General features: G+C 65.0%; 8 protein-coding genes. 2 read left to right on the forward strand and 6 right to left on the reverse strand.

The annotated features are described in order from the left end of the window. Positions 1–37 precede the first annotated feature (37 nt). Genes ABIC21_RS16040 through glf form a run of 4 tightly spaced genes read right to left on the reverse strand, consistent with a single transcriptional unit; the run spans position 38 to position 4,846 of the window. On the reverse strand, positions 38–799 hold the full coding sequence (locus ABIC21_RS16040; protein WP_354351376.1) for an ABC transporter ATP-binding protein: 762 nt from the start codon (positions 797–799) through the stop codon (positions 38–40). Position 800: 1 nt separating this feature from the next. Next, entirely contained in the window at positions 801–1,670 is an 870-nt protein-coding gene (locus ABIC21_RS16045; protein ID WP_354351377.1) for an ABC transporter permease, read from the reverse strand. Further along, entirely contained in the window at positions 1,671–3,662 is a 1,992-nt protein-coding gene (locus ABIC21_RS16050) for a glycosyltransferase (protein WP_354351378.1), read from the reverse strand. It abuts the gene before it with no gap. Further along, entirely contained in the window at positions 3,659–4,846 is a 1,188-nt protein-coding gene (gene glf, locus ABIC21_RS16055) for a UDP-galactopyranose mutase (protein ID WP_354351379.1), read from the reverse strand. The genes ABIC21_RS16050 and glf overlap by 4 nt, the downstream gene beginning before the upstream one ends. A gap of 243 nt (positions 4,847–5,089) precedes the next feature. Here glf and ABIC21_RS16060 point away from each other — a divergent pair, with 243 nt between their 5' ends. Next, positions 5,090–9,064 carry an FtsK/SpoIIIE domain-containing protein gene (locus tag ABIC21_RS16060; RefSeq protein WP_354351380.1) on the forward strand — a complete coding sequence of 1,325 codons (3,975 nt, stop codon included), beginning with the start codon at positions 5,090–5,092 and terminating at the stop codon, positions 9,062–9,064. Positions 9,065–9,071: 7 nt separating this feature from the next. Here the strand turns inward: ABIC21_RS16060 and ABIC21_RS16065 are convergent, their stop codons facing one another. Next, positions 9,072–9,563, reverse strand: coding sequence for a hypothetical protein (locus tag ABIC21_RS16065; RefSeq protein WP_502936015.1), 492 nt, complete (start codon positions 9,561–9,563; stop codon positions 9,072–9,074). A 240-nt stretch (positions 9,564–9,803) separates the two neighbouring features. On the opposite strand from ABIC21_RS16065, the gene ABIC21_RS16070 reads away from it, so the two are divergent. Beyond that, complete coding sequence (locus tag ABIC21_RS16070) at positions 9,804–10,052, forward strand: WhiB family transcriptional regulator (protein ID WP_003804966.1); 249 nt, start codon at positions 9,804–9,806, stop codon at positions 10,050–10,052. Between the two features lie 155 nt (positions 10,053–10,207). Here ABIC21_RS16070 and ABIC21_RS16075 read toward each other — a convergent pair whose 3' ends face one another. Continuing rightward, positions 10,208–11,677 carry a sensor histidine kinase gene (locus ABIC21_RS16075; RefSeq protein WP_354351381.1) on the reverse strand — a complete coding sequence of 490 codons (1,470 nt, stop codon included), beginning with the start codon at positions 11,675–11,677 and terminating at the stop codon, positions 10,208–10,210. Between the last annotated feature and the right edge of the window lie 7 nt (positions 11,678–11,684).

Below are 11,684 nucleotides of genomic sequence, written 5' to 3' on the forward strand. Positions count from 1 at the left end.
CACGCCGGCTGAACCGTCACGGCCGGAGGGCAGTCGGTCAGGGGGCCTCTGCGGGCGCAGCGCGGCGCCGCAGTTCCGTCACGACCTCGTGGACTTCTCCGTCCATGACGATTTCGCCGTGTTCCAGGAGCACACCCCGCTCGCAAACTGTGGCCACGAGGTCCAGGTCATGGCTTACCACGAAGAGCGTCTTGCCCTTGGCCGCCAATTCCTTGATCTTGGCTATGCACTTACGCTGGAAAGGTTCGTCGCCGACGGCCAGAATCTCGTCGATGAGGAAGACTTCCGGATCCGTGTGCACGGCGATCGAAAAGGCCAGCCGCAGGTACATGCCCGACGAGTAGAACTTCACCTCGGTATCAATGAACTCCCCGATTTCCGAGAACTCCACGATCGAGTCGAATTTCTCGTCGATCTGTTCCTCGGTCATGCCAAGGATGGCCCCATTGAGGTAAACGTTGTCCCGCCCGCTCAGGTCGTGGTGGAAACCCGCCCCGACCTCGATCAGCCCGGCCACACGGCCGCGCGTGCGCACCGTTCCGCCGTCGGGTTGCAGCACTCCGGAAATGAGCTTCAGCAGTGTTGACTTGCCGGACCCGTTGAGGCCCAGGAGGGCCACGGTCTCGCCCTGCTTGACCTCAAGCGAGACGTCCTTCAGCGCCAAGAATTTCTTCGATAAATCGCCTTTTCGGCCCTTCACAAGCCATACTAGGGCTTCCTTCAGCGACCTCGTGTGGCGGAGGACAAACTGTTTCCGCAAATCGATGCAACTGATGGCAACATGGCCAACCGGATTCATGTCAAAGCTCCTGGGCGAAGTGGACGGCGAGTCTGCGGAACGTCAGCTGTCCCAGAAACAGGACGGCAATGATCGTCAGCATGGCGATCGGAAGCCAAAGCGTCAGCAGGTCCGGCGGCAGGGCAGACATGCCCACCTGATCGGGTTTCAGGGTCGGTTCCCAGAAGACCCAGTGGAACAGCTCGACGGCGACCGTCATCGGGTTCAACTGGTAGATCCAGAACCACGGGCCCATGGCGTCTTGCACCATGGACCAGACGTACAGGACAGGTGACGCCCAGGTGACCACCATGACGATCATGTCCACGATGTTTTCGGAATCCCGGAAGTACACATTGATCGCGCCGAACATGAGCCCCAACCCAGTCCCCAGCACCGCAACCATCACGAAGACCAGGACAAAGGCTGCCAGCTGCACGATCGAGGGCGCCCATCCGACGATGAGGCACGCTCCGATCAACACCACAAGCTGCGGCAGGAAATGTGCCGCCGAGACCCAGACGGTCGCCACCGGAAAAAGCTCCCGGGGCAGGTAGATCTTCCGGATGAGGTCCCGGTTGTCCACGATGGAACGGGTGGCGTTCGAGAGCGACTCAGTGAAGAAGTTCACCAGGACGATGCCGGAGAAAAGGTAGATCGCGTAATTGGGGGTACCCCGTTGCAGATCCAGGAAAATGCCCAGCGCCACAAAGAAGATAAGGAACTGCACGAGGGGTTTAACGTACGACCACAGCAGTCCAAGGACCGACCCCCGGTAGCGGACCTTGATTTCCTTCCGCACCAACAGTTTGAGGAGAAACCGGTCACCGTAAACGTCCAAGAGCCCTCGACCGTTGCCCGGTTTGACGAGCTCGTCAATCTGGCCGGCCACCTAGCTGCCGTCCTTGGATTCAGCTTCGAAAGTCTTCTTCCACGCGTCCATCGAACTGATGTCAGACACAGCGCTCCGGTATTCCTCGGCGAGCCGGTCCCACTCGCGGAACAGTTTGAGATGCAGCCGCGTTGCCTCGGTAAGCATCGATTTCAGCTTCTTCGGGTCCCGCTGGTACCAGGACGCGCCAGTACCTTCGGCATTGGACACCACCACGCTGTCGTAGTGGGCGACCCTGAACCAGCGGTTGTCCCGGTGCGCCAGGAAACCCTGCGGCCTTTCGGCGCTTTCCGGTCCCGGCGCTTTGATCAGCTGGCGAGCCACTGTCTTGATGCCCCAAGGAATGATGTCCTTCTTGCTGGGCATCCCGACGACGGTCCCGCCCATGGGTCCCCGGCCCAGTTTGGGAGCCGGAAAGTCGTCAACGTTGTCCTTTAACTGCGCATCGGGGTACTCGGACTTGATCGCGTTGATTTCGGGCAACTTTGTCCCCAAGACCCTGTGGAGATCCTCCGGGCCCTTGAAGATGTCCTTCAGGGCCTCGATGCGTCCATGTTCGGTGAAGTACTGCATCGACACAAGGTGCTTGACGTCAGATTGCACGGACTCACGCAGGAACCGCCCGCCCTTGGGGTAGGGGCTGTGGATCAAGGTGGTGATGAGGCGGTTGCGTTCGTGGAAGTAGGCCTGCCAGCCGACCAGGTCATCCTTGTCGATCCAGGAAACATGCCAGACCGCGGCGCCGGGGAGCGATACCGTCGCAAATCCTGCCTCACGCGCTCGAAGGCCGTATTCGGCATCGTCCCATTTAATGAAGAACGGCAGCGAGAGCCCGATCTCCCGGATCACTTTGGTAGGGATCAGGCACATCCACCAGCCGTTGTAGTCCACGTCCACACGCCGGTGCAGCCACGCAGTTTGCCGGAGGTTGGCGATGCTGAAGTCATGACGCACGTCCATGTCCGCGTGGGGCAGCGCGGGCACAAACCGGAACGGATCGACGACCTCGCCGAACGTGTGAAGGACGCTGCGGTTGTAAAGGTCGAACATGTGTCCGCCGACAATCGTCGGTTTGCGGCAGCGGTCCGCGAAAGTGAGCAGGCGCAGAATGCTTTCGGGTTCGACAACGATGTCGTCATCGAGCAGCAGCACGTAGTCGCTGCCGTTTTCGACGGCCTCATACATGCCCCGGGCGAAGCCTCCGGACCCGCCAAGGTTGGTCTGGTTGATGACGCGGAGCTTGCCCCCGAGTGATGCCTTGACCTCCGCAAAGCCCTCTTGGTCCTCAACTTTTTGGGTGCCCTGGTCCACAATGAGGATCTCCTTGACGTTGCTCAGCACGTCGGGGTTCTCCGCCAGGATGCGGGCATTGTTGAGGCAGAAATCAGGCTTGTTCATCGTCGTGATTTGCAGGGTCACCTGGCCGCTGGATGTGCCTGCCTCCGGCGCTTCCCACTGGGCGTTCTGCAGGGTGAGCTCCTGCGAACTGGCCGCGAGGTCGAACCAATACCATCCGCCGTCGCCAAACGGCTTCAGGGACAGCTCGAACACCGAGGTGGTGTCGCCGTCGACATGTATGCCGTCGACCCGCTGGACGGACCCCCGGGCATTCGACTTGTAGACCGTCACGGTGCCAGTTCCGCTGGTCCGGACAACAAGCCTGATGTCGCTGACTGACGTCCAGCGGCGCCAGTAGCTGGCGGGGAAGGCATTGAAGTAGGTGCCGAAGGAAAGCTGTTCCCCAGAACGGACACGCATGGAATGCCGGGACACGAGGTCTTCGAAGTGTGCTTCACGCCCCCCCGAGCTGAACATCTGCAGCTTCTCTTCGGGCAGCTTCGGCGTTCGCGCCAACTCGTCGTTCTCCCGCAGCCGGATCCCGCTGGCGCTGCCGGCATCCGCATACAGCGGGACAGTGTCCGCCTGATCCGGCGACGGAAGGATCACCCGCTGAAGAGCGCTCCATCCGGACCCCTCTTCAGTGGTCATCATGCGTCTACTCCCCCGCTTTCAATCTTCGTGCCCGCTTCAAAATGCGGGCGGATCTTATTGTCGAACATGGTCAGGGCTGATCCGATGGCCATGTGCATGTCGAGGTACTTGTACGTGCCAAGGCGTCCGCCGAACAGGACATCCTTTTCGGCCGCAGCAAGGTCGCGGTACTTGAGCAGGCGCTCACGGTCGGCCGCGGTGTTGATCGGGTAGTAGGGCTCGTCGCCCTTCTCCGCGGCGCGGGAGAACTCGCGCATAATGACGGTCTTTTCAGTCTGGTATTCGCGCTCGGGATGGAAATGGCGCGGCTCGATGATGCGCGTGTAGGCCACATCGGCGTCGTTGTAATTGACCACTGACGTCCCCTGGAAATCGCCGACGTCGAGCACTTCTTCCTCGAAGTCAATGGTGCGCCAGGAGAGGTCGCCCTCGGCGAAATCGAAGTAACGGTCCACAGGTCCGGTATAGATGACAGGAATGCTGCCGACGACCTTGTTCTTGCTGTACTCGTGCGACTCGTCGAAGAAATCGGTGTTGAGGCGGACTTCAATGTTCGGGTGCTCCGCCATCTTTTCGATCCAGGCCGTGTAGCCGTTCGTCGGAAGACCCTCGTATTTGTCATTGAAATACCGGTTGTCGTAGTTATAACGCACCGGGAGCCGCGAAATGATTCCTGCGGGCAGGTCCTTGGGATCCGTCTGCCACTGCTTGCCCGTGTAGTGCTTGATGAACGCCTCGTACAGCGGCCGCCCGATAAGCTGGATGCCCTTGTCGTTGAGGTTCTGCGGATCGGTCCCGGCGAGTTCCCCAGCCTGTTCCTGGATCAGGTCCTGCGCCTGTCCGGGCGTCAGGTTCGCCCGGAAGAACTGGTTGATCGTGGCCAGGTTGATCGGCAGGGAATAAACCTCGCCCTTGTGGACGCCGTAGACCTTGTGCACATAGTTCGTGAACGTTGTGAAACGGTTCACGTACTCCCAGACGCGCTCGTTCGAAGTATGGAAGAGGTGCGCTCCGTAGCGGTGGACCTCAATGCCGGTCTGCTCTTCTTTTTCGCTGTAGGCATTGCCGCCGATGTGGTGGCGGCGGTCGAGGACAACGACCTTCAAGCCCAGCTCAGTGGCGGCCTGTTCTGCGATTGTCAGGCCAAAGAAGCCAGACCCTACGATAACGAGGTCAGCGGTCACAAAATCTCCTGGTTCGAATGTGGGCAGCGCAACGTTGTGCATTGTCTGCTGCTCTAGCCTACCCGAGACAGGGCGGGAACCAGCGAATCACAGCCCGCTGGAGGGCCCGCCGCCAGCGTGGTCCTTCGACCGTTTCCCCAGGCCAGAGCCCTTTTCCACATAGCAGGATTTCCCTGCCCCGGGTCGCCCGAACCCCGCCTACCGTGGGATCCAAACGACGCCGCGCGAAAGGATTCTTCCTCGATGATGCTGCATTGCACCCTGGTTGCAGCTCCGGGGTCCGCCCTCCGCTCCACACCGGTGGAGCTGGCCATCGAACTGCCCGCCGGGTGCTCGGGCGCGGAGCTACAGGCGGCAATCTCCCGGCGGTACGGGACCGGGAGATTGTCAGTGGACCAAGTGCCGGTGGCTGCCCTGAATGTCGGCGAGGGCCCTCTCGTTCAGGGTGCCGTCCTGGTGGATGGCGCGGCCCCGGCCGCCCGGAACATGGCATCGCTCGCACTGGTTGTGCACAGCGGCCCGGGCGCCGGCCTGGTTTTTCCGCTGCGGCGCGGACGGTTCCGGATCGGCCGCAGCGGCACCGAGATCGTCATTCCGGACGCCGATTTGTCCCGCCAGCATGCACGGCTGGACGTGACTGATTCCGCCGTCACCCTCCTCGATCTCGGGAGTGCCAACGGGGTCCGGGTCGACGAAAAGAAGATCCGTACGGCTGTCGTCTCCACGGACTCCTTGATCCACTGCGGCGGCTCGTCGATGTCCCTTGTCTTCGGCGGCACCCGGGACCCCGGCCGCCAGGCCGCTGCCGGGTCCGACGTCACGGCACCGTTATTGGTCAGCAACCCCGCCACGCACAGCAACCGGGCGGCGCTGCTGCTGGCCGCGTTCCTGCCGCTGGCCATTGGTGTCGGCCTGGCCATCCTGACCGGAATGTGGATTTTCCTGGCATTCACGGTCGTCTCCGCCATTTCGGTTTTGGTCCCCGTCGCCGCGGGCAGGAGGCAGCGCCGCGAACTAAGGGTCGCCGTCACCGCGGCAGCGCGTGAGGACAGGGAACGACGACGGCGGGCCGCACCATCCGCCGGTGAACTGACCCTGGGAGCTTCGTCCGCGGAACCGGGCCCTGTGAAGGTTTCCGCCAATACCGCTCCGGTCTGGATGCGTCTCGGACAGGCACAGCAAAACGCGAATATCCGGCTGGACCCGCCAGATCCCGGCATCCGGCCACCGCTGCTCGGCTGGATGCCGGTGACGCTCGATCCCGCGACGGCGGTGACGACACTTCGTGGCCCGGAACCCGCCGTGGCCGGGCTGGTCAGATCCTTCGTGTTGCAGCTTGCCGGCTACCCCGCGGCGCAGCGGACCAGGATCCTCATCCACGGTCCGACCCCTCCGCTTCTTGCCGCCCGCTTCCTGCCGGCCGCAATCCTCTCCGCGAATGAAGCGTCCACGCTGGAAGCCCTGGCCTCCGGCCCGGGCCGGGACTATGAGCGCGGTGTGCTGGTCATCGTCGCTGCCTTCCGGACGGCCGGACTGCGGTCCGTGGCAGTCAGCCGCGGCTGGCAGGTGATTGATTGCGCCGGCGATCCGGCTCCGGCTCCCGGCGCAGCCCTGGTTCTCACCGAGCGCACGGCCCGGCTTTCATCAGGCGGCTCGACGGTGGAGTTCACTCCGGACCTTGTTCCCTCCCGTGTCTTCGACCGCTGCTGCCGCAGGTTGGGGGGAAAGGCCCCTGCGTCAGATCCCGGGACGGGCATCCCCGAAGCTTGTTCCCTTGGCGGGCTGCTTCCCATCTCCGCTGAGGACGTATCCGCGCGTTGGGCCGAGTCCGCAGCCACTCGCGGCCTTCCCGTCCTGGTCGGCATGGGAAGTTCCGGCCCCCTGCGGCTGGATCTCCAGGCCGACGGCCCCCATTTCCTGGTGGCGGGCACCACCGGCTCCGGGAAATCGGAATTCCTGCGGACCCTCACGGCGGCGTTGGCGGCCGCGCATCCCCCTGACCGGATTAATCTGCTGTTCGTCGATTTCAAGGGCGGATCCGGTCTGCGGCCGCTCTCCGGGCTCGCCCACTGCGTGGGACTGCTCACGGATCTCGACCTCGCTGAGATGGCGCGCACCCTCGTTTCCCTCGCGGCCGAAGTCCGCCGCCGGGAAATGCTCCTCGCCTCGCACAAGGCCGCCGACCTCACGGCCTACGGGGCACGTAATCCGCACGGGCCGCCGCTGCCGCACCTGGTCCTGATCATTGATGAATTCAGGATGCTGGTTGACGAGGCGCCTGCAGCGCTGGCGGAGCTCATGCGGATTGCTGCCATCGGCCGCTCCCTGGGGATCCACCTCATCATGGCGACCCAGCGTCCCCAGGGCGCCGTGTCCCCGGACATCCGCGCGAACGTGACCAGCTGCATCGCCTTGCGGGTTCAATCCGAGCCGGAATCTCTCGACATCATCAGTTCCCGCCTGGCGGCCGCCATCCCGGTCACGAGGCCGGGACGCGCCTACCTTGTCCGCGGAAACCAGGCGCCGGAGGAGTTCCAAACGGCCACACTGACGTCACCCGTTCCGGAGACGGTCCGCAGCCCGACCGTGACGGAGGCGATGGAACTCCTCAACCGCCCCGCTGCCGGGTCCCCGTTGGCGGGCGGGGGCGCCCCGCCAGAGGACTCGGCGGTGGCCCGGTTGGCGGAAGCGGTGTCGGCAGCCTGGGCGGCGGCCGGCGGCCCGAACCCGCGTCGTCCGGTCGCAGAGCCCCTTCCCCGGCAGGTGCCGTTCCCCGCAGACGGGAACCGCAACCTGATCAGGCTGGGCTTGCTGGACCTTCCCGAGGAACAACGCGTGGCCGAGTTCGGCTGGGCTCCCGGCGCACACGGCCACCTTGGACTGGTCTCGGGACTCCCCGGTGGAGCCGACGCCGCATTGGGGCTGATCGTGGATCAGCTCCTCGGCTGCGATGACGAGTCCCATGTGTACCTCCTGGATGCCGCCGGCTCCTTCAGCGCAGCGGTCGCCCACCCCAGGGTTGGGGCAGTCGTGGGACTGCAGGACCTTCGGCGGTCCGCGCGGGTGTTGGAGCGCGTCTCTGAAGAAATGACCCTGAGGCTGGGCACCGCCCGCGCGGCCGGCAGGCCCGCCCTCGTCCTTGCACTGTGCGGCTGGGGATCCTGGGTGTCGGCGTTTCGAGCCGGACCGCTGGCATGGGCCGAAGACATGGTCCATGACATTGTCCGCGACGGTGCACGGGCGGGGATCACCGTGGTGGTGGCGGGGGAACGGGAGCTTGTCACCTCACGGTTCTTTGCCGCCGTTCCAAACCGGATCTTCCTGCCTGCGGGCGCGTCGGAGGAGGGGCTGATCGCCTGGCCCCGGCTACCCGCCATCGAGCCGGTTGCCGGCCGGGCGGTGGTTTTTGGGCCGGTGTCCCCCGCTTCCTCTCCGACCGGTCACGTGGGACAGCTTTTCGAGCCCTGCTCCCCCGCCGTCCGGGGGGAGCCCGGCCCGGCCGTCCGGACCCGGCCGTTTCGCGTCGAGCCCCTTCCCGTGCAGGTAACGGTCGCTGAAGTCCGGTCCCGCACCGGCCACGGCAGCGCCGACAGGGGAGGCGTCCCTTTGTCCTGCACCGGTTCCCTGTCTGGGCCGGCTCCGCCGTCCGGGCACTTGTGCCTCGGTCTCGAAGGCGATGAACTTCTTCCCGCGCACGTCCTGTTGCCTCCGGGCACTGCCCTGGCCGTCCTCGGCGGCCACGGCTCAGGGAAAACCACGCTGCTGACGGCGCTGCCGGGCCTCAATCCCGGCGCAAGCTGGCTCCGGGGCCCCGCGGCAACGGATTCGGAGCGTTGGTGGACCGGGACACATGACGCCGCGATCGCAGGAGCACTGGACCCTGCAGCGATTCTCCTGGTGGACGACCTCGACCTGCAGTCGCCCGAAACAAACAACCGGCTGCTCCGGCTCAACACTCTCGGCTGGCGGGTGGTCCTGACGGCCGGCTTCAGCCCGGGCCTTCGGATTCGCGTGCCGCTGGTGCAGCATGCGGTGGGCCTGGGACGGGGCGTGCTGATCGCCCCGCGGGCCCCGATGGACGGAGACTTGTTCGGAGTACGGTTTGAGTGCGAGCAAAGCCCTCCCCCGGGCCGTGCCGTCCTGATTTCGGACGGGCGGGCCCGTGCGGTGCAGCTGGCGTTCGATCCTGCTGTACCGCTAGACGGCAGCGGACCGTGAGGACCTGCTACAGGGCGGGCGGTGCCCCGCCGGCGCGTGAAGCGAACGCGATGACACGCTTGTCAAACAGCAGAATGATGCCAAGAACCGCCGGAACCAGCATGGCCAGGCCGGCCAGCGGGTATCCGCCCGACATTGTGGGAAAGCCGATGGTCAGCGTGAAGAGCTGCGCCACCAGGGCGCCGGCGCGGGGCCACCTGTAGCCGCGGAACAGGAAGGTCGACACCGCATAGAGCCAGGCAGAGAAAGCCAGGAGCAGGCCCAGCGTGAACACGGCCCCCCAGAAGGAGAGCACCGGGGCGCCCGTGAGCAGTTGGCTTCCGTACCAGATGGCTGCCACCAGCAGCGCGGTCGCCTCCAGGGCCACGATAACCGCAATCACCAGGATTCCCGCGGGCCGGGCGGAAGCGCCGGTCCCGCCGCCGCCTGCCGGGGTCCCTGCGGGGTCGGCGTCGCGGTTATCGGCAGGTTCGGAGGGGTCTTCAGGGGCTCTTGACACTCTGGCACAGTACCGGACATAGTCGACTAGATGTGAGGGCCCCGCCAGCCAATGTGATGCATCGCTCACGATCCCGCGGTATTTTGCAGCCAAGTACCCCTTGTTTACGCAGCGTTAACATGACACGCTTAATCCAGATGACCGAGGGGGCCCCAGAGGGCCCCTTTCTTATGAAGCCTCTAGTGAATAATTTCACAAAGGCATTTAATGTGTGCCCAGGAAATGGAGTGACTGATCAGCATGGATTGGCGTAACCGCGCAGCGTGCCTTGACAAGGACCCGGAGCTATTCTTCCCCGTAGGAAACACCGGTCCTGCCCTCCTTCAGATCGAGGAAGCCAAAAGTGTTTGCCGTCGATGCCCTGTCGTCGACACCTGCCTGCAGTGGGCACTTGAGTCCGGGCAGGACGCCGGAGTCTGGGGCGGCATGAGCGAAGACGAGCGCCGCGCCCTGAAGCGCCGCGCTGCCCGCGCCCGCCGCGCCTCCTGACACCTGTTTCCTGACGCCGGCCCGCCGGCGACCCGCGTTCAGCGGCAGGAGGGCAATGGCCGCAGACCTCCGTCTGCGGCCATTGCCCGTTAAGCAACCGATCTGACCGGCGGCCGGGCGGGCCGAAGGACTCGGCCGCCGTCGCTGGCCGCGCGCTACCGTTTCGCCAGGCTCAAGACAATCTGGACAGCCGTTCCGCCGCCCTCCCGGGCCTTCCATTGGATACTGCCGCCCAATTCGCTCGTCACCAGGGTCCGCACGATCTGCAGGCCAAGACCCTCCACATAGGGGGTGGCCGGGATGCCAACCCCGTCGTCCGCCACCGTCACGGTGAGCAGCTCGTCGCCGTCCTCGCTTTCGGAACGGTCCGCGATCAGCCAGACGGTGCCGGTCCGGCCCTCCAGGCCGTGTTCGACGGCGTTCGTCACCAGCTCGTTGATCACCAGGGCCAGCGGCGTGGCAAAGTCGCTCGGCAGCTCGCCGAAAAGACCGGAACGCGCCGTTTTCACTTGCTGCGACGGGGAAGCCACCTCGGCCGAGAGCCGGAACTGGCGGCCAATGAGCTCATCGAAGTCGACGCTCTGGGTCAGGCCCTGCGACAGGGTCTCATGCACCAACGCAATGGTGGCCACGCGGCGCATCGCCTGTTCGAGCCCCTGCTTGGCCTCGTCGCTGACCATCCGCCGCGACTGCATCCGCAGCAGGGCAGCCACGGTCTGCAGGTTGTTCTTCACCCGGTGGTGGATCTCGCGGATCGTGGCGTCCTTCGTGACGAGTTCCATTTCCCGCCGCCGCAGCTCCGAGACGTCGCGGCAGAGCACCAGGGCGCCAAACCGCTGCTGCTCGTCACGCAGGGGAATTGCCCGCAGCGACAGGCTGACCCCGCGGGACTCGATTTCACTGCGCCACGGCATGCGTCCCGTGACAACCAGCGGCAGGGTCTCGTCCACCATGCGGCGGTCCCTCAGCAGGCCCGCGGTCACTTCGGCCAGGCTCCGGCCTTCGAGGGACTCGCCGTCGCCGAGCCGGCGGAACGCCGAGACCCCGTTGGGGCTCGCGTACTGCACGATGCCCTCGGCGTCGAGCCTGATCAGGCCATCACCGACGCGGGGCGCGCCGCGGCGCGACCCCGTGGGCGAGGCGAAGTCCGGCCACAGCCCCAGAGTCCCCATCCGCAGCAGGTCATAGGCGCACTGCCGGTAGGTGAGCTCCAGCCGTGACGGCATCCGGGAGCTGGAAAGGTCCATGTGGGTCGTGACGATCGCCAGCGTCCGGCCGTTGCGGACCATCGGCACGGCCTCGACCCGCAAAGCCATGTCGCTGCTCCAGTTGGTCTCGTTGGAGCGCTCGATGGTGCGGCTCTCCCACGCCTTGTCGACCAGGGGCTGCAGGTCCGACCTGATCCCCTCCCCCACGAAGTCGGCGTGGAACACCGTATGCGTGGTGGAGGGGCGGACGTGGGCCAGCGCCACGTAGCCGAACTCAGGGTGCGGAAACCACAGCGCCAGGTCCGCGAACGCCAGGTCCGCGACCATCTGCCAGTCGCCGACGAGGAGGTGCAGCCACTCGGCATCCCCCGGCCCGAAATCAGCATGCTCCCTGATAGGGTCCGTAAAGATTGCCACAGCACCT

It is taken from the genome of Pseudarthrobacter sp. PvP090 (assembly GCF_040547365.1).
Classification (GTDB): domain Bacteria; phylum Actinomycetota; class Actinomycetes; order Actinomycetales; family Micrococcaceae; genus Arthrobacter.